Source organism: Actinoplanes sp. CA-131856 (genome assembly GCF_050956135.1).
In the GTDB taxonomy this organism is placed as follows: Bacteria; Actinomycetota; Actinomycetes; order Mycobacteriales; family Micromonosporaceae; genus Actinoplanes.
In genome coordinates this window covers 1,360,680-1,378,173 of the sequence record NZ_CP191849.1, presented here as the reverse complement: position 1 = coordinate 1,378,173, position 17,494 = coordinate 1,360,680, and the positions used below count along the sequence as shown (strand labels likewise).

Here is a 17,494-nt window from a genome sequence, read left to right as displayed (position 1 = left end):
CGACGCCAGCTCCTCTTGCATTGAAGTTTCTACGATGGCGGCCTGACACGCGCTCGATTGTGCGCATCACCGAAGGCGAATGCCATATACGTTCGGGCGAAAGTTACTCGGATTGGGATTGTTGGCACCCTGCGTGACCGATAGTGATGGCGCCCTCTCGATCAGCTACCGGTCGCTGCCCGTTTTCTTCCGGTTAACCTCTATGCCTCTTTTGTCGTGATCGTCCAGCGCAGCAGGGCCGTGGGGCTGGCGACGGCGGTCGGCTCGCCCTGCTGGACGGGCACTCCGGTCTCGGCGTCGATCCGGAACGTCGTGACGCTCTGTGATCGCTGGTTGGTTACGTAGAGGTGATCCCCGAGAAGGATCATGTGACGCGGCCAGTCACCGCCGGTGGGCGTCTCGGCCACCAGCGTCGCGTCGTCGCCGTCCCAGGCGAACGTGGCGATCGTGTTCGGGCCGCGGTTGGCCACGTAGACGAAGCGGCCGTCGGCCCGCACGATGATCTCGGAGGGGAAGTTCTCCCCCTCGGCCGTGGTGGTCGGTGCCTCGCCGGCCAGCTCGAGCGTGCCGTCCACGGCCGGGCGCCACCAGGTCAGCGTGCCGGAGAGCTCGCCCACCAGCATCAGCGCGCCGTCCGGCGACCAGCGCAGATGACGCGGGCCGGTGCCGGGTTTCGCGGTCACGGCCGGAGGCAGCATCGTGAGCCGGCCCGCCACCGGGTCGAGCCGGGTGCGCCACACCCGGTCGGAGCCCAGGTCGGCCACGAGCACGTCGTCGCGCACCGGCACCACCATGTGGGCGTGCGGGCCGGCCTGACGGTCGGCGACCGGGCCCTGGCCGGCCAGGCCGAGCAGGTCGGAGCGCTCGCCGGGGGCGCCCTCGTCGTCGAGCGGATGCACGGCGACCGAGCCGCTGGCGTAGTTGGCGACCAGCAGGAACCGGCCGTCCGGGGTGACCGACAGGTGGGCCGGGTCGCCGCCGCCGGTCGGCTGGACCGACAGCGGGGTGAGCGCGCCGTCCGGCGCGACGGTGAACGCGCTGATGCTGCCGTCCGGGTCGAGCTCGTTCACCGCGTACAGGATCGGGCGGCTCGGGTGCTGGGCCAGGAACGACGGCGACGGGGTGCGCGCCGCGGTGCCCAGATGGGTCAGGACGCCGGTCGCCGGATCGCGGCGCAGAAGAGCGATGCCCTCGCCGTCGCCACCCTTGTCGCCCGTGTAGCCCCCGACGAAGATCAGCTCATCGCTCATGTCCTGATCCCATCACAAGTTCGCGCGCCGCTCGACGGCAGCCCGTTTCCAGGACCAGATCGACACTCGACTCCAGCACGTCCACCGGCTGCGGGCGGCGGGCCGTGCCGGCGTTACGGATCACCCGGGTCACCGCGCCCACACACCCGCGATAGCGGTCGGACAGGCCGAGGCCCTCGATCAGGCGGGACAGCGGCACCGCCACCCCGGTCTCGGCCGTGCCCATCGCCGCCAGCAGGAGCTCGGCGTGCGCGCTGCCCACCTCCGCGAGATCGGCGGTCACGGTGGGCGGGTCCGAGGAGATCGAGGCGTACGGGAAAGAAGCGAGCCGCCCGTCGGAACGCCACAGGTGGAGACGGCGGACGCGCGGGCTCGCGTGCAGACGCCAGCCCCTCCCTTCGAGAAACAAAGGCCAACGGCTGCAGTGGTACGCCTCGACGGCCTCCGCCCATCGGGTGACCACGCCCCATTCGTGCAGGCAGGTGACGTGGCAGGGGCCGGCGATCACCCCGGCGCCGGCGGCGGCCATCCAGGGCAGCAGGGTCCAGTCGTGGCCGGTCAGGCCGAGCACCAGACGTCCGCAGAGTTCGCACATAGTGCCTTTTCCGCTTTTCATGACCGAAGCGGCCGCGCGAACCCCCGTTGATCCGCGCGACCGCCTCGGCGATCAGGGTGTGTCAGCTGTTCAGAAGGTCGTAGACGGCCTCGGTCGGCGTGGCCGTGTCGGCCGGCGCCTTCGGTGTGGTCGTGCGGCCGTACCCGGCGTACGTCACCCTGTAGTTGACCGGCTTGGCCTTGCCCGCCGCCGGGATCTTGACGAGAAGGATGCTCAGGTGGCCCTCGGGGCCGACGACGGCCTCGAACGGCACGGCCTTGGCCTTCTCACCGAGAGCGGTCAGCGTGGCGTCCTCGACGATCTCGGCCTCGGTCGAGGCGGTCAGATCGGTGGTGCCGGCGTAGTGGTCCGGGCTGGTCACCCGCACGTCGCCGGACGACCGGATGATCAGATCGGCGTAACCGGGGTCGAGCTCGTCCTCGTAGCCGGTCGGCACGTCGTCCGGGTTCTTGATCTTCTTGGGGTCGATCGGCATCCACTTCTTCGGCAGCGCCGGGAAGCCCGGTGCGCCGGTGAGCGAGACGCGCATCCAGCTCTTGTCGTCGATGAGCAGAGCGGACATCGCCAGGGTGACCCCGTCCTCGGCGTGCGTGACCTTGAACTGGGTGGTCTTGTTGGGTGCGTCGAGCATGCCCGACATGGGCTGGACGGCGCCCTTGACGTCGAACGCGTAGGCCTCGGTGTTCTCGTCCGGGACGGTCTTCAGGAGAGTCTCACGCGGTGACTCCGCGAAAACTTTGGCGGGTTCGTCGTCGAGAAGGCCACAGCCGGAGACGGACAATGCGAAGGCAGCGGCGAGGCCGAGGGTGAGCTTGAAGGTCTTCATCAGTCGTGTCTTTCGGTCGGCTCGGGTTGCTTGCCCTGAAGCCTCCGGGAGGGTGCTGCCGTCGCTCTGCGGTTATGCTGCTGCCCGCTGCCGTTCCACTGCCGAATGACGTTCGCGCAGCTCAATCGGGGGGTGCCGCGCTGCGATTCGAGATACTCGGCGATGTTCGGGTGCTGCGCGAGGGCACGCCGGTCGATCTGGGACCGGCGAAACAGCGCGCCGTGCTCGCCGTCCTGCTGCTGCACGCGGGGCGGCCGGTGCCGACCCACCAGATCGTCGACGCGGTGTGGGGCGACGACCCGCCGGAGAACGGCGCCAACGTGGTGCAGAAGTACGTGGCGGGTCTGCGCCGCGTCCTCGATCCGTCACGCGCGCCGCGGACGCCGGGTGAGTTGCTGGCCCTGACCGGCAGCGGGTACGTCCTTCAGATCACCGGCCACTCCCTCGACTCCGATGAATTCATGGCGACGGTGTCGGCGCCGACGTCGTCACCCTCGGATCTGCGCACGGCGCTGGAGCTATGGCGGGGTGAGGCGCTGGCCGGGCTGACCGGGGCGGTGTTCGAGGCGGCCCGGGTGCGGCTCACCGAGGCCCGGGCAACGGCGTGGGAGAGGTGGGCCGAGCTGTCGCAGGACCGCGATCCGGCGCTGATCCCGGAGCTGACCCGGTTGATCGGGGAGTTCCCGCTGCGTGAAGGGCTGCGGGCGCAGTTGATGATCGCGCTGTACCGCAGCGGGCGGCAGGCCGAGGCGCTGGCGACGTTCCGCGAGGCCCGGAGCTATCTGCTGGACGAGTTCGGCATCGAGCCGGGCGAACTGCTCCAGGAGACACACCGGACCATCCTGCGCGGGGCGCCGTCCTCACCGGGCTCGTCACCGGCCCTGCGGCCCGCTCCCCCACCTGGCGCTTCACCGGCTCCACCATCAGCTTCGCCACAGGCTTCACCATCGGCTCCACCGCCAGCCTCACCACCGGCCTCACCGCCAGCTTCACCGTCGGCTCCACCGCCAGCTTTTCCGCAGGCCTCGCCGCCGCCTTTCCCGCAGGCCTCGCCGCCAGCCTTCCCGCAAGCTTTTCCGCAGACCTCGCCGCCGCCTTTTTCGCAAGCCTCGCCGCCAGGTCTTCCGGAGGCCTCGCCGCCGGCTTTCCCCCCGGCCGAAACTCCGCGTCAGGGCGGTCCGGCCGTCTTTCCGGGGCAGACGGGGTCGGGGCCGCCGATTCCGTACCTCGAAGTGGTCTTCGCGGCCGGGCTTCCGCTGGTGACGCTGTCGCTGGGGTCGTGGATCTACTTCGCGGTGGCGGCGGCCCGCCATCGCGACCGGCGGCTTCTCATCCCGGCCGTCGTCTACTTCCTCGCGGTGGTGGTGGCGGTGATCGCCATGGGTCTCGACCCGACGCCCATCGAGGAGCCGGAGAGCGTGGCCGAGAACATCGGCATCCTCACCTTCCTGATCACGATCTTCGCGTCGTCGGTGCACGGGGCGGTGGTCGCCACGCACTCGGCGGCCAAGACGCGGGAGTGGTTCCTGCGCGAGCAGTTCCGGCTGTTCGCGGCGCTCGACCCGGCGCGAGCGCGGCACGCCGGCGTGGGACGGGCCGGTGTCTCCCGTCCCTTCGACGACGGCGGCCTCATCGACATCAACCACGTGACGGCGGACGACCTCGTACGACACGCCAAGCTCCCACCGGCCGCGGCCGCCGGCATCGTCGCCGCCCGGCCGTTCCACCGGCCCGACGAACTGGTGCACCGGCGGTTGCTCACCGCCAAGGCGTTCCGCAAGCTCGAACCACGGCTGATCGCGCTTTGAACCCTGCCGCGAGACCCGCCGCCGCAAGCCCCTGCCACGAGGCCTCCTTGTCGCGAGGCCTCCTTGTCGCGCGGCTCCCTGCCGAGAGGCCTCCTGCCGAGAGGCCTCCTGCCGAGAGGCCTCCTGACGCCAAGCCCGCTATCGCGAGGCTGAGGTCAGCTGGCGCCGGGCCACGTATTCGACCAGCTCGATCAGGACGTTTCGGGCGGCCTGGGGCTCGCGGGCGTCGAACAGCACGACCGGCACGTCGCCGTCGAGGTCGAGGGCGCGGGACACCGCGTCGGCGCCGAAGCGCTGCTCGGACTCGAAGCAGTTGACCGCCACGACGAACGGGGTGCCGCGCTGCTCGAAGTAGTCGATCGAAGGGAAGCAGTCGGCCAGGCGGCGGGTGTCGGCCAGGACCACCGCGCCCAGGGCGCCCTGCGACAGCTCGTCCCACAGGAACCAGAAACGGTCCTGCCCGGGGGTGCCGAACAGGTAGAGCTGAAGGTCCTCGGTGATCGTGATGCGGCCGAAGTCCATGGTGACCGTGGTGGTGGTCTTGGCCTCGACACCGTCCACACTGTCGGCGCCCTCGACGCCGGTGAGGACCTCCTCGGTCTGCAGCGGGCGGATCTCGCTGACCGAGCCGACCATCGTGGTCTTGCCGGCGCCGAAACCGCCGGCGATCAGGATCTTGAGCGCGACCGGGATGCGGCCCTCGCGGCCGCCGCCGTTAGAGCGCACGGAGTCCATTGACAACCGCCTTGAGTACGTCGACGTCGTGCGGCTGGGAGGCCGCCGGGGGTTCGTACAGCGAGATGAGCCCCGCCGAGCGTAGATCACCGAGCAAAACCCGGACCACGCCGATCGACAGGTCGAGCCCGGCCGCGAGCTCCACGATCGAGATGGGCTCCCAGGCCGCGGCGACGATCGCGTGATGCTCGGGCTGCAGCGACGCCCCGTGAGGGTCACCACCGGTGGTCGCGACGACGAAGGCGACGAGATCGAGCTCGCCGCCCTCGGGCACCACACGGCCCTGGGTCATCGCATAGGGACGCACGACCGGACCGGCCTCGTTGTCGAGCCAGTCGTGCGCCACGCGGTTGACGTCAGCCGGCATCGGACGGTGCCACCGCCGAGCGCTCGGGCGCGCTCATGTTCTGGCCGACGCGGGTCACCAGCATGGCCATCTCGTAGGCGATCAGGCCCAGGTCGGCGTCGCTGGAGGCGAGCACGGCCAGGCAGGCGCCGTGCCCGGCGGCGGTGACGAAGAGGAAGGCCGACTCCATCTCGACCACCGTCTGGCGCACCGGGCCGGCCCGGAAGTGGCGGCTGGCCCCCTTGGCCAGGCTCTGGAAGCCGGCGGCCATCGCCGACAGGTGCTCGGCGTCCTCACGGCGCAGACCGGCCGAGGCGCCCATCAAGAGGCCGTCGGCGGAGAGGACGACCGCCTGCTGCGCCGTCGGCACCCGCTCGACCAGATCGTCGAGGAGCCAGGTGAGGTTCGCGCTCTGCTTCGTCTGTGTCACTTATGCGTCCTTTTCCGGCGGTGTCACGTCCTTGCGCCCGGGATCGGCCGCATCCTCTCCGCCCCCGGTAGGTGATGCCTCTGCTCCCCGCGCGATCGCCGCGTTCACGATCGCCGGGAAACTGACGGTAGCCGCATCCGCAAAGGATCCACCGTTCGAGGGACGGTCGTTGCCCGTGTCGTCCGGATTAGACCGTTCTTCAGATACGGAATCCGTTGCCCGGGAGGCCTTTGAGTGGCTATTCCGCTCCGCAGAGTTAGCGAGATAGCGGGAGGCGTCGATGCGTCCGCGGGTGGTTCCGGACTGGAGGGCGCTCATGATGCTGCGGACCTGCTCGGGCGAGCGGAGGGTGGCCGAGGGCTCGTCCTCGGCCGGCGGAGGCGCCCCGGCCCGTCGCCGAAGCTGCGGGGCGATGCTGGCCTGCCGCACGCGCTTGGGCAGCCCGTCCTCGGTCTCCGCCAGGGGCACCCCGGGCGAGGTCGGCGTGGTCGCGGGCGCCGGACGCGCGGCGGCCGAGGGCGGCGCCGGAGGTGCTGGGCGTGCCGGTGGCGCCGCCGGTGACGTCGGCGCGACGAACATCGGCGCAGCGGAGGTGGGCGCCGTCGGGGGTGCTCCCGTCGGCAGCGCGGTCGGGAAGAGCGGCGCGGCCGAGGTCGGCATGACCGACGAGGTAGTCCCGGGGAGGGGCGCGGTGGGCGCCGGCTCCGGGGTGGGCCGCATAGCCGGGGCGGTGGCGCCGGCCACTGTGTCCGCCGCGTCGGTGGTGGACAGGTCGATCGGGCGGCGGACTCGCTTGCGCTGGACCAGGCCCTCCTCGCTCAAGCCCTCGGCGATGACGCTCGGGGACGGGCCGCCGGCGGTGGCCGGGGCGCGGTGGTGGCCACCGCCCGGCTCCGGCTCGGGCTCGGTGGACGGGGTGGCCGAGGACGGCGTGGCGGTGCCGTTGATCGTGACCGGGCGGCCGGGGACCGTCAGCTGGCGCAGCTCCTCGGTGCCCTGCCACTGGAGCTCGGCCAGCGAGTGGCGGGACGGGTCGTCGGTGCCCGAGCCGACCAGGGGACGGTCCTTGCCCGCGGCGGGCAGGGCGGTCAGGCCCGCGCCGGGGGCCACCAGGTCGCCGGGGATCAGCACGATCGCGGTCACGCCGGCGTACGCCGACGCTCGCAGCGACACCCTGATGCCGTGCCGGTTGGCGAGCTGGGCCACCACGAACAGGCCCAGGCGCGCACTGTCGGCCGGGTCGAAGTCGGGCGGCTCGACCAGGCGGCGGTTCGCCTCGTCGATCGCCTCGGTGGTCATGCCGAGACCCCGGTCCTCGATCTCCATGGCGTACCCGTTGGGAAGAACTTGACCTGAGACCTGGACCCTCGTGTGCGGAGGCGAGAACGAGGCCGCGTTCTCCAGCAGCTCGGCCAGCAGATGGATCACGTCGCCGACCGCGCGGCCCAGCACCGACGCCGACTCGACCGAGCGGATGTCGACCCGCTTGTAGTCCTCGACCTCGCTGATCGCGCCGCGGATCACGTCGATCACCGGCACCGGGTTGCGCCAGCCCCGGCCGGGCGCGGCGCCGGCCAGGATGACCAGGTCCTCGGCGTGACGCCGCATGCGGGTGGCCAGGTGGTCGACCCGGTAGAGGTCCTCCAGCTCCTGCGGCTCGGTCTCGCGCCGCTCCATTCGGTCGAGCAGGGCGAGCTGACGGTGCAGCAGCGTCTGGCTGCGCCGCGCGATGTTGAGGAACACCTCGTTGAGACCGCGCCGGACGCTTGCTTCCTCGACCGCCGACTGTACGGCCGTACGCTGCACCTCGTTGAAGGCCTGCCCCAGCTGGCCGATCTCGTCGTGCCCGTACGCCAGCGGCGGCGTCTCGACGTCCACATCGACCTCTTCGCCGCGCTGAAGGCGGCGGACCACGGTCGGCAGCCGCTCGGTGGCCATCTCGCGGGCCTCGCCGTGCAGGCGGCGCAGGCGGCCCACGATCGAGCGGCCGACCCGCACCGAGAGATAGACCGAGAAGGCCAGCGCGAGCAGGCCCAGGATCGCGGCCAGGCCGAGCCGGACCAGGATGTTCTCGGCCAGCGGGCGGGCCCGGTCGGTCAGCGAGTCGGTGGCCGCCGTCTCGAACTCGCGCAGCTCGCGGGCGGCCGCCACATAGGTGGGCCGGAACTCGCCGCTGCTGACCGGGGAGACGACGCCGTCGCGGCTCTGCTGGACCAGGGCGGTGAGCAGGGCGTCGAGGCGGCTGAAGGTGTCGCCGCGGCTCATCTCGTCGTACGCGGTGCGGTCGCTGGCCGCCATGTCCTCGACGCCGCGGCCGAGCAGGAAGCGGGCGGTGCCGACGTCCTGGATGAGCTGGCCGCGCGTCTCGGGGTCGAACTGGCCGCGTGCGGTGGCCCCGCCGACCAGGGCGTCGACCCGGCTCAGATATTCCTGGCCCTGGCCGACGGTGGTGAGCGCGCGCAGTTCGCGATCGATCCGCTCGTCGTCGAAGGTGGCGGTGGCGGCGAAGGTCTGGAAGCCGGAGGCGATGACGCTGTTGTAGAAGTTCTGCCCACCGATCGGGTCCATCGCGCGGCGGTCGATGTGGTCGCGGTTGCCGGCCAGGCTGTCGAGCTGGGTGAAGAACTGGTCGACGCGCGAGCGCAGGGCGTCGCTGGCGGCGTCGCGGGCCCGCTCGCTGCCGGCCTGGCGGCGGAAGTCGGCGATGGCCCGGTCGGTGGCGGCCCGCTGCTCGGTGAGGGTGCCCGGCACCGGGCCCTTGGCCGAGAGATATTCGACGGTGAAGAGCCGCTCGCGCTGGAGGTGGCCGACCAGCTCGATGCCGGGGTTGCCGATCGTGTCGAGCACCGTGCGGGCCGAGAGCAGGTTGAAGGCCGGGCCGGCGGTGAGCGCGGTCGCGAAGAGCCACAACGCCAGCAGCGCGGTCAGCGGCACGGCGGCCAACGCGATGATCTTCGAACGGATCGACCAGTAGCGGGTGGTTCTCATCAGGGCTCCGACCGAGGGCTCGGCGACGGCGTACGCCCTCGGCAGAATACGTAACTCTTTCTACGGGAGCCACCTCCCCGGCGTACGGAAATGAGGGTCTTAGGTCCTGTTTGTCCTGGGGTTTCGGCGAGTCGTTGTTACGACAGCCCACCTTCGTGGGGCAGATGCGATTGACGACACACCATGGGTGGGCATATCGGGGAGGACGAAGGAGGAGGCCCCGATGTCCCCCACACTCACGATCATCCTGATCGTCGTCGTCCTGGTCGTGATCGCCGCCGTCATCTACGGCGTCCAGGTCGGACGGCGCAAGAAGCTGCAGAGCACGTTCGGCCCCGAGTACGACCGGGTGGTGGCCGACGCCGGCAGCCGCACGGAGGCCGAGAAGGAGCTGCGTGAGCGCGAGAAGCGCCACGCGTCGTTCGAGCTGAAGCCGCTGTCGCCCGAGGCGCAGGCAAAATATTCGGCGGCCTGGGAAGAGGTCCAGATCCAGTTCGTCGACAACCCCTCGCAGGCCGTGACCACCGCCGACGAGCTGGTCACCCGGCTGATCGCCGAGCGCGGATATCCGACCGGGCAGTACGACGAGCGGCTCGCCGACCTGTCGGTGGAGCACGCCAGCACGCTCGGCCACTACCGTGACGCCCACGAGATCAGCCAGCGGAACACCGACGGCAAGGCCGGCACCGAGGACCTGCGGCAGGCCCTGGTCCACTACCGGGCGCTGTTCGCCGATCTGCTCGGCACGGACCCGGTTGCTGGTACTACTGACACCAACACCGTCCGCAATGGAGAGACCACGCCGGCGCCCGCTCCCCGGGAGGCCGACGACCACCCCGCCCGCGACACCAGCCGCTAGGAGCCCACCGAGATGAAGTTCTTCTCCAACGAGAAAGAGAACGAGGCGGAGTACGCGCACGACGACCCCGAGCGCACGCAGCACGTGGCCTCCGAGCCGGTGACCGTGCCGCCGCAGCGGGCCGGGTCGCCGTGGAGCGACCGGCCGGGCGACGCGCCGGCCGCCACCCCGGTCGACCTCGACGACGAATCCGGCGCCGACCGCGAGCGCCGCGACCGGGGCACGACGTACGGCTCCGACTCCGACTCCGCCGAGGCGGCGACCACCGAGCGGATCGACACCAACCAGGCCGCGGCGATCCGGGACGACGGCGGCTTCGACAGCCCGACCGCCGTGGAGCCGGAGACCGGCAAGCCGCTGGACGCCGACCCGGCCTCGGACGTCGACCTGCCCCTGGACTCGGACCCGGACCGCGACGACTCCCGCCCGACAAACGCCGTCAAGGACGACGGGACCTTCGAGAGCCCGACCGCCGTCGAGCCGGAGACCGGCGAGCCCCTGGACGCCGCACCGGCGGCCGCGGCGGCTCCGGCCGGGGCGAAGCCCTCCGGGGATCGCCTGCTGCCGGACGGTGACGCCTTCACCGAGCGCTTCCGCGACATCCAGCTGCGCTTCGTGGACGACCCCAAGGACGCCACGGCCGAGGCGTCCCGCCTGGTCGAGGAGGTCGTCGACAAGCTGACCAGCACGCTGAAGTCGCAGCGGGACGCCCTGGGCGGCAACGCCGACGACACCGAGAAGCTGCGCGTCGAGCTCCGCGGCTATCGCGACATCCTCAACCGCCTGCTGTCCCTCTGAGGCTTACGGGGGTCCTCCCGGGCCCCCGTAACGCTATTTTTGCCGCATGCGCGCCGGCCGCCTCGTCTCACTGCTTCTGCTGTTGCAGACGCGCGGCCGGATGACGGCACAGGACCTGGCCGACGAGCTGGAGGTGTCGGTCCGCACGGTCTACCGCGACGTGGAGTCGCTGAGCGCGTCCGGCGTCCCGATCTACGCGGACCGGGGCCCGGCCGGCGGCTATCAGCTGCTGGACGGATATCGCACCCGGCTGACCGGCCTCACCTCGGACGAGGCGGGAACGCTGTTCCTGGCCGGTGTGCCCGGCCCCGCCGCCGAGCTGGGGCTGGGCTCGGTGCTGGCGGCGGCCGAGCTGAAGCTCCGAGCGTCGCTGCCGGGCGAGCTGGCCGACCGGGCCGATCGCGTGCGGGAACGCTTCCATCTGGACGCGCCGGGCTGGTTCCGGGCCGGCGAGCCGACGCCGTATCTCTCCACGGTCGCCGAGGCGGTCTGGGGCGGCCGGGTCCTCCAGGTCCGCTACCGCCGGTGGAAGGCCCCGCGCGAGGTGGACCGCACCCTGCACCCCTTGGGAGTGGTCCTGAAGGCGGGCCGCTGGTATGTGGTGGCGGCTTCCGGTGAGCGGACGACGGCGTACCGGGTGTCGAACATCCTGGCGGCCGAGGTGCTGGAACAGCCCGTTTCCCGGCCGGAGGGCTTCGACCTGGCCAAATACTGGGCGGAGTGGACCGAGCAGTACGAGAGCAACGTCTACACCGCTGTCGCGACCGTGCGGATGACCACCGAGGCCCTCAACCGGATGGCCTTCGTGTTCCCGCCCGAGATGTCCCGAAGTGCCAAGGCCGAGGCCGGCCCGCCCGACGAGAACGGCTGGCTGGTCACCCGCGTCCCCATCGAGTCGATCAGGCACGGCCACATCGAGCTGCTCAAACTGGGCGCCGAGGCCGAGGTCCTGGACCCACCGGAGTTGAGGTCCCGCTTCACCGAAACCGCCCGGGGCCTGCTGGCCACCTACCTGTCCGACGGGGCTCACTCGGAGGGCGAGACGGATGCCCAGCTGTCGGCGCGGTCGCCCTTGCCGACGCCGTCCCAGCCGGCTCCGCCGTCGCCGTCGTCGGCGTCCTCGTCGGGGTAGGGCGGCCACGACGGGTCGTCGGTGTCGTCCTCGACCGGCGGCGTCGTCTCGTCGGTCGGCGGGATGTCGGTGGGCTCGGTCTCGGCCGGGGTGGTGGCCTCGACCGGCGGCGTGGTCGGGGCGTCGGTGGTCGGGGCCGGCGAGGCGGACTCGCTCGGCGTGGTGACCGTCGGCGACGGCTCGGGGGTGGTGGCGGTCGGCGTGGGCTCGGCGGTGGGTGACGTGTTCAGGGGCAGGACGTTGCCCTGCGGAGCGGTGTCCACAGGGGAGTCGTCGCTGTCGCTGGTCTCCTCGCCCGCTCCGGTGCCGCCGACGAGCTGGTCGTTCGTCACCTTCTGCTGGTCGGTGACCACGGCCGGCGGCTGCCCGGGCCGGGTCGGCATGCTGCCGAGCTGCACACCCATCCAGAGGGCCGGACCGAGCCCGACCGCGATGATCGCTCCGAAGAGCGCCAACGGTCCCCGCTCCATGATCTGGCCTCCCCCGCCGTCAAAGGGATCGTCCGCCTACACCCGGCATCTCATCTACCCATTTACGAAACCGGTAAGCGAACAGCCCGCGAAGGTCATTGTGACCCGAAGTGACGGGCGGATCACTCATCCGTCGCGAATGAGACGCTCGTGACCGTTACCACGCACCGCAAGGGTGGAACAGTTCACTGTGGGTCATGCCTTTCCCCACGAAAGTGCGGCCCGTCACCCTTCTCAGCGAGTACGCGTGAGGAACGACACCGCCTCGTCGAGCGCGGCCCATCCCCCGGGCAGTTCCTCGGAGTCGAGCGCCGTCCGCACACTGAGACGACCCCCGTGCCGCAGCCCGATCTCCCACGCCCGCCGCCCGTTCCGGACGGCCGCCGCCGACGCCACATCGGCAAACGGCACAAACCGGATCCCCGAGCCAAGGTCCTCCGCGATCAGCGTCCCGACAGCACCCGCCCCCGCCGCACCCGCCCCCGCCGCACCCGCCCCCGCCGCACCGGCGCCCTCCGTATAGGACGAACCCTCCGCGGCCGAGGCCGGGGAGTCACCCAGGGGAGAACCGGGCGCGAGGGCGTCGGCCGTGGAAGATCCAGCCGCAGAGGGACCGGCCGCGGAGGAGTCGGCCGCGGAGGAAGCGACCGACGAGGAGTCGGCCGCGGAGGAACCGGCCGACGAGGAGTCGGGCGTGGAGGAACCGGCGGACGAAGGATCGGCAGAGGAAGGACCGGCTGCGGGTGAGCCGTCGGTCAGCACGCCGTCCGAGGCCAGGCGGGTCAGGCGGCGCTTTGCCTCGGCGTGGCGGGAGCGTGGGAGGCCGGGCACCAGGACCAGGCCGGTCTCCACGACCAGGAGGTCGGTGCGGGCGCCGTCGACCAGGACGTTCACCACGCCGCCGAGCACGGGGACCCGGGTGGCGGGGCGGGTCTTGTCGCCGCCGTCGGCGGTCAGGTCGATGCCCAGGGCGGCGAGCCACTGACGGGCCTCGCCGACAGTGGCCGGGTCGGCGGCGAGCGTGGCCGGGCCGTGCAGGTCGAGGTGGGAACCGTCGGCCGCCACCAGTTCGGCCGTGCCGGTCCAGCTGTGTCGCCAGCGTGCGGCGCCGCCGTGCAGGGCGGCCAACGCCAGCAACAGGGTGATCAGCTCGGTGACCCGTCCCGCGATCTCCTCGGAGGGAACGGTGGGTGAGGTGTCGGGGGACGGGAGCTCGCCCAGGACGGTTTCGGCGAACTTGGTCAAGTGGCCGTCGGCGGCCAGGCGCAGGACCGCGTCGGCGTCGGGAACGGGGGTGCCGGCGGCGTGGGAGAGAGCCCGCAAGGAAGCGTCGGCCTCGCGTTCCATCTCGGCGGTGCGGGCGGCGCCGAAGAACTCGTCCCACGAGACCACCCTGCGGCCGGTGGGCGGGAAGGCCACGGCCTGCAAGGCCCGGCCCAGGCCGGGCAGGTCGGGGATCAGGTCGCCGGCCGGCGGGGACTCGGGCTCGGGGCCCTCGGGGGTGATGGCGGCCAGGGCGGCCAGGCGCTCGGCCACCGGCGGGTGGGCGTCCCACTCGCCGGGCTGCTCGGGGCCCCTGGCCCGCAGCACCGCCGCCTCCTCGGCGCGGGCGGCCAGGACGCGCAGGAAACCGCCGAACACGTCGTCGGGGACCAGGCCGGTCTGCCAGCCGGGGCTCAGGTATTCGACGTGGAACAGCTGCTGCATGCCCTCGAGGACCGGGCCGTCGCGCAGCACGGCGGCCGCCGCGCGGGGGCCCGCGAACTCGGCCGCCACCCGGTCGGCGGCCAGCTCCTGCTCGCGGGCCCGCGGGTCGTCGACGGCGCGGAACCAGCGGGCCCACCACCGCAGGACCGGGCCGGCGGGGCTCCGGGCCGGAATGCGCGGGACGATGCGGGCCAGCGCCGTGCGGCCCCGGCGGGCCATCGGGGCGAAACGGCCGCCCAGTTTCGGTGAGCCGTGCGCCAGCTCGTGGGCGACCACGGCGCGCAGCCGGGCCTCGTCCCACGCCTGGAGCAGCGGAAGTCCGAGGTAGAGCTCCCGGCGCCCGCCGGCCAGGCCGCCGAAGCGCGGATGCTCGGCCAGGGTCGCCGTGGCCGAGGCGACCACCGTCACGCCGTCGGGCGGGGCCACGGCCGAGGTGGCGGCGGCCTCGTCGAGCATCGCCCACAGGGCGGGGGCGTGGGCGCGCGTCACCGGCACCCCGGCCGGCGTCGGGCGGCGCAGGCGCAGGGCACGCATCGTGGCATAACACAGCAGACCGGCGGTGGCGATGGCGAGCGGCACCGCGACCTGCACGGCCACCGTGCCGGGCAGCAGGTCGAGCACCACCAGCACGAGCACCAGCGCCGCGACGACCTGGAGCCACGCGGCCGCCAGGAAGCCGACCAGCATGGCGGCGGACCGGCCCACCTCTCACCTCCGAGCTCGTTCGGGCTCCCAGACTAGGGCGGGGGTATGACGGAAACCCCAGACGCGGAGTCCGGCAGGAGGAAAAATAAGGAAGATTTTCGCCGGCGGTTTCGCGCCGTCACGAGAGGGGACACGGACCGCCATGGCTCTTCCCGATCAGACCCTCGCCTTCGCGGCCAAGGGATACGCCTGGCTTCCGGATCTGCGGCGCCGGTGGCACGGCCGCCCGGTCGAGACGCGGGTCGGCGGGCAGCGGGCGGTGGCCATCAGCGGTCCCGACGCGGCCCGTTTCTTCTACGACGAGGACAGCCTGGAACGCCACGACGCGCTTCCGCCCAACGTCATCGCCACCCTGTTCGGCCCGGGCGTGCACACGCTCGACGGCGAGGCCCACCGGGCGCGCAAGGCCCTGTTCGTCGCCCTTCTCATGAACGCCGACGGCATCGACACGCTGGCCAAGCTGACCGGTGAGGTCTTCGACGAGGCGGTGGCCGCCCGGCGCGGGTCGGGCGAGTTCTCGATCTTCGACGAGGCCGCCTCGGTGCTTGCGGAGGCGGTCGCGCGCTGGACCGGCGTACCCCTGGGAAAGCGTGACGTCCGGGACCTCGTCGCCATGGTCGATGGTTTTGCCTCGGCCGGTCCGCGCTTCGCGCGGGCCTTGGCGGCTCGGCGGCGGCAGGAGCGGCGTCTCTCTCAGATCATTGATTCCGTACGTCGTGACGACCCCACCGCGGAGCCGATATCGGTGGTTGCTCACCATCTGGAGGGTGGCTACCTGCTCGATCCGAGGATCGCGGCGGTCGAGCTCATCAACATCGTCCGGCCCACCACAGCCGTGGCCTGGTTCGTCGCCTTTGCCACGCACGCCCTCGACCGCTGGCCCGGCACCAGGGCCCGGCTGCGCGCGGGCGACGACGACTACACGAAGGCGTTCGTGCACGAGGTGCGGCGGTTCTATCCGTTCGCGCCCTTCCTCGGCGCCCGGGCCACACGTGACCTGGTGTTCCAGCGAGCCGAGATCCCGAAGGGCGCGCTCGTGCTGCTCGACGTCTACGGCCAGCACCACGATCCGCGGGTGTGGCCCGAGCCGTACGAGTTCCGGCCCGAGAGGTTCCTCGGCCGCCCGGTCGGCGAGTTCGAGCTGATCCCGCAGGGCGGCGGCGACCCGCGGACGGGCCACCGCTGCCCCGGCGAGAAGATCACGATCGCGCTGCTGGGCACCCTGGTGCAGCGGCTGGCCAAACTGGACTATTACCTGCCGCCGCAGAACGCGAAGATCGACCTGAGCCGCGTCCCGGCGCGGCCCGCCAGTGGACCGCGCATCGTGATCCCCTAAACCCAGTCGATCTCGGCCGACCGGTGGAAGTTCACGCCCTGCGCCTCCCAGCGCGGGGCGAAGGCGGCCAGGCGGCGGCGCAGCGACTGCCAGTCGCGGGCGGCCCGCGGCGTCCAGCCGATCTCGGCGATCGCGGGCAGCCGGGGGAAGGCCATGAACTGCACGTCGGACAGGCTGCGCAGGGTTTCCGACCACAGCGGCGCCTCGACACCGAGCAGCGACTCCTCGGGCACGCCGGGCAGCCGGTCGGCCGGGTCCCAGTCGTACGAGCGCTCGACGCTGACCAGCCCGGCCCAGTCGAGGCCGAGGGGGCTCGACTCGTCGTACTTCATGTCGAGGTAGCTGCGGTCGGCCGGCGACATGATCACCTGGTGGCCGGCCGCGGCCGCACGGGCCACGCCGTCGTCGGCCGGCTCGATCCGCCAGTACTGCGGGATCGCGGTGGCGGGCAGCTCGACCGCGGCCATCTCGTGCCAGCCGATGGCGCGCTTGCCGTACTTGCCGGCCAGCGGCAGCACCCGGGACATGAAGGTGCGGTAGTCCTCGGCCGTGGTGGAGAACGCCTCGTCGCCGCCGATGTGCAGGTACGGGCCCGGGGTGAGCTCGGCGACCGTACGGATGACGTCCTCGACGAACGTGTAGGTGATCTCCTTGCCGATGGGCAGGGAGCTGTAGCCGACCTCGGCGTCGACGCGCTGCCGGACCGGCACGCCGTCGGCGGTCAGCTCGGGATAGGCCAGCTGGACGGCGTTGACGTGGCCGGGCAGGTCGATCTCGGGAACGATCGTGATGAACCGCGTCGCGGCGTAGGCGACCAGCTCCTCGTACTCCCGTGCCGTCAGGAAGCCGGGCCCGGCGCCGTCGACGCCCGTGCCCTCGCCACCGCTGACCTCGGTGAGCAGCGGCCAGCCGGCGATCTCGAGACGCCAGCCCTGGTCGTCGGTGAGGTGCAGATGCAGGTGGTTGATCTTGAACTGCGCGATGGTGTCGATGTAGGACCGCAGGTCGGCCGGCGCGTAGAAGTGCCGGGCGAGGTCGAGCATCGTGCTCCGGTACGGAAAGCGGGGCTCGTCCTCGATCCGGCCGCCCGGCATCTCCACCGGCCCGGCCCCGGTCTCGGCCGGGAGCAGCTGGCGGAACGTCTGGAGGCCGGCGAACAGGCCCTGCGCGGTGGGCGCCCGCAGGGTGACGCCGCCGGCCGTGACATCGAGGCGGTAGTGCTCGGGCGACTTGGCGGCGTCCTCCTCCACGACCAGGTGGATCGGGGCCACACCGCTCACCCGGGGCACGGCGAAACCGGTGGCCCGCCGCAGGAGCCCGGCCAGCTCGTCGGCGATGGCCGTGGCCTCGCCGTCGGCGCCGACGGACACGTCAGGCGCGATCCGGAAATCGGCCGACGGGTCGGGCCGCACCGACGCGGGCAGGGGAATGACGTCGCCGAGTTGTCTCATCATGGGAGCGCGCACGCGAGAAACTCTAAACTGTCTT

At 71.9% G+C, this 17,494-nt stretch carries 15 protein-coding genes; 5 read left to right on the top strand and 10 right to left on the bottom strand.

What is annotated here, in order from left to right:
- Window positions 1–200: 200 nt before the first annotated feature.
- From ACQP2X_RS06595 to ACQP2X_RS06585, 3 genes are all read right to left on the bottom strand, one after another.
- Window positions 201–1,250: a lactonase family protein gene (locus tag ACQP2X_RS06595; protein WP_498695083.1), complete on the bottom strand. Its 1,050-nt coding sequence runs from the start codon at window positions 1,248–1,250 to the stop codon at window positions 201–203.
- Complete coding sequence (locus ACQP2X_RS06590; RefSeq protein WP_498695082.1) at window positions 1,240–1,845, bottom strand: hypothetical protein; 606 nt, start codon at window positions 1,843–1,845, stop codon at window positions 1,240–1,242. The genes ACQP2X_RS06595 and ACQP2X_RS06590 overlap by 11 nt, the downstream gene beginning before the upstream one ends.
- A gap of 82 nt (window positions 1,846–1,927) precedes the next feature.
- Entirely contained in the window at window positions 1,928–2,692 is a 765-nt protein-coding gene (locus ACQP2X_RS06585) for a hypothetical protein (protein WP_498695081.1), read from the bottom strand.
- Between the two features lie 170 nt (window positions 2,693–2,862).
- Here ACQP2X_RS06585 and ACQP2X_RS06580 point away from each other — a divergent pair, with 170 nt between their 5' ends.
- Window positions 2,863–4,500, top strand: coding sequence for an AfsR/SARP family transcriptional regulator (locus ACQP2X_RS06580; protein ID WP_498695080.1), 1,638 nt, complete (start codon window positions 2,863–2,865; stop codon window positions 4,498–4,500).
- A gap of 138 nt (window positions 4,501–4,638) precedes the next feature.
- Here the strand turns inward: ACQP2X_RS06580 and ACQP2X_RS06575 are convergent, their stop codons facing one another.
- The 4 genes from ACQP2X_RS06575 to ACQP2X_RS06560 are packed head-to-tail and all read right to left on the bottom strand — an operon-like array spanning window position 4,639 to window position 8,999.
- The gene (locus ACQP2X_RS06575) at window positions 4,639–5,235 is read right to left on the bottom strand and encodes a GTP-binding protein (RefSeq protein ID WP_498695079.1); all 597 of its coding nucleotides are present in this window, start codon (window positions 5,233–5,235) and stop codon (window positions 4,639–4,641) included.
- Entirely contained in the window at window positions 5,216–5,602 is a 387-nt protein-coding gene (locus ACQP2X_RS06570; RefSeq protein WP_498695077.1) for a DUF742 domain-containing protein, read from the bottom strand. Before ACQP2X_RS06570 ends, ACQP2X_RS06575 begins: the two co-directional genes overlap by 20 nt.
- Window positions 5,592–6,011 carry a roadblock/LC7 domain-containing protein gene (locus tag ACQP2X_RS06565; RefSeq protein WP_097319743.1) on the bottom strand — a complete coding sequence of 140 codons (420 nt, stop codon included), beginning with the start codon at window positions 6,009–6,011 and terminating at the stop codon, window positions 5,592–5,594. Before ACQP2X_RS06565 ends, ACQP2X_RS06570 begins: the two co-directional genes overlap by 11 nt.
- A complete protein-coding gene (locus ACQP2X_RS06560) occupies window positions 6,012–8,999 on the bottom strand; it encodes a sensor histidine kinase (RefSeq protein ID WP_498695076.1) in 2,988 nt (995 codons plus the stop codon).
- Between the two features lie 223 nt (window positions 9,000–9,222).
- Here ACQP2X_RS06560 and ACQP2X_RS06555 point away from each other — a divergent pair, with 223 nt between their 5' ends.
- From ACQP2X_RS06555 to ACQP2X_RS06545, 3 genes are read left to right on the top strand one after another with little or no spacing between them, the layout of a single operon-like run.
- Window positions 9,223–9,858 carry a hypothetical protein gene (locus ACQP2X_RS06555; RefSeq protein WP_498695073.1) on the top strand — a complete coding sequence of 212 codons (636 nt, stop codon included), beginning with the start codon at window positions 9,223–9,225 and terminating at the stop codon, window positions 9,856–9,858.
- Between the two features lie 12 nt (window positions 9,859–9,870).
- A complete protein-coding gene (locus tag ACQP2X_RS06550) occupies window positions 9,871–10,656 on the top strand; it encodes a hypothetical protein (RefSeq protein ID WP_498695071.1) in 786 nt (261 codons plus the stop codon).
- A gap of 46 nt (window positions 10,657–10,702) precedes the next feature.
- Window positions 10,703–11,788, top strand: a complete 1,086-nt coding sequence (locus tag ACQP2X_RS06545; RefSeq protein ID WP_498695068.1) for a helix-turn-helix transcriptional regulator — start codon at window positions 10,703–10,705, stop codon at window positions 11,786–11,788.
- Here ACQP2X_RS06545 and ACQP2X_RS06540 read toward each other — a convergent pair.
- Both ACQP2X_RS06540 and ACQP2X_RS06535 read right to left on the bottom strand, forming a co-directional pair.
- Window positions 11,683–12,258 (bottom strand): hypothetical protein, encoded by a 576-nt coding sequence (locus tag ACQP2X_RS06540; RefSeq protein ID WP_498695067.1) that lies wholly within the window; start codon window positions 12,256–12,258, stop codon window positions 11,683–11,685. The two genes, ACQP2X_RS06545 and ACQP2X_RS06540, sit on opposite strands and share 106 nt — an antisense overlap.
- 234 nt (window positions 12,259–12,492) lie before the next feature.
- The gene (locus ACQP2X_RS06535) at window positions 12,493–14,670 is read right to left on the bottom strand and encodes a M48 family metallopeptidase (RefSeq protein ID WP_498695065.1); all 2,178 of its coding nucleotides are present in this window, start codon (window positions 14,668–14,670) and stop codon (window positions 12,493–12,495) included.
- Between the two features lie 142 nt (window positions 14,671–14,812).
- Between ACQP2X_RS06535 and ACQP2X_RS06530 the strand changes: the two genes are divergently transcribed.
- Window positions 14,813–16,006, top strand: coding sequence for a cytochrome P450 (locus ACQP2X_RS06530; protein ID WP_498695063.1), 1,194 nt, complete (start codon window positions 14,813–14,815; stop codon window positions 16,004–16,006).
- Here ACQP2X_RS06530 and ACQP2X_RS06525 read toward each other — a convergent pair.
- On the bottom strand, window positions 16,003–17,472 hold the full coding sequence (locus ACQP2X_RS06525) for a beta-N-acetylhexosaminidase (RefSeq protein ID WP_498695062.1): 1,470 nt from the start codon (window positions 17,470–17,472) through the stop codon (window positions 16,003–16,005). The genes ACQP2X_RS06530 and ACQP2X_RS06525 overlap by 4 nt on opposite strands.
- Between the last annotated feature and the right edge of the window lie 22 nt (window positions 17,473–17,494).

Bases quoted from the DNA above. Each gene is read 5' to 3' on its own strand.
- ACQP2X_RS06595 (WP_498695083.1), bottom strand. From the start codon at position 1,250: ATGAGCGATGAGCTGATCTTCGTCGGGGGCTACACGGGCGACAAGGGT.
- ACQP2X_RS06590 (WP_498695082.1), bottom strand. From the start codon at position 1,845: ATGTGCGAACTCTGCGGACGTCTGGTGCTCGGCCTGACCGGCCACGAC.
- ACQP2X_RS06585 (WP_498695081.1), bottom strand. From the start codon at position 2,692: ATGAAGACCTTCAAGCTCACCCTCGGCCTCGCCGCTGCCTTCGCATTG.
- ACQP2X_RS06575 (WP_498695079.1), bottom strand. From the start codon at position 5,235: ATGGACTCCGTGCGCTCTAACGGCGGCGGCCGCGAGGGCCGCATCCCG.
- ACQP2X_RS06570 (WP_498695077.1), bottom strand. From the start codon at position 5,602: ATGCCGGCTGACGTCAACCGCGTGGCGCACGACTGGCTCGACAACGAG.
- ACQP2X_RS06560 (WP_498695076.1), bottom strand. From the start codon at position 8,999: ATGAGAACCACCCGCTACTGGTCGATCCGTTCGAAGATCATCGCGTTG.
- ACQP2X_RS06555 (WP_498695073.1), top strand. From the start codon at position 9,223: ATGTCCCCCACACTCACGATCATCCTGATCGTCGTCGTCCTGGTCGTG.
- ACQP2X_RS06550 (WP_498695071.1), top strand. From the start codon at position 9,871: ATGAAGTTCTTCTCCAACGAGAAAGAGAACGAGGCGGAGTACGCGCAC.
- ACQP2X_RS06545 (WP_498695068.1), top strand. From the start codon at position 10,703: ATGCGCGCCGGCCGCCTCGTCTCACTGCTTCTGCTGTTGCAGACGCGC.
- ACQP2X_RS06540 (WP_498695067.1), bottom strand. From the start codon at position 12,258: ATGGAGCGGGGACCGTTGGCGCTCTTCGGAGCGATCATCGCGGTCGGG.
- ACQP2X_RS06530 (WP_498695063.1), top strand. From the start codon at position 14,813: ATGGCTCTTCCCGATCAGACCCTCGCCTTCGCGGCCAAGGGATACGCC.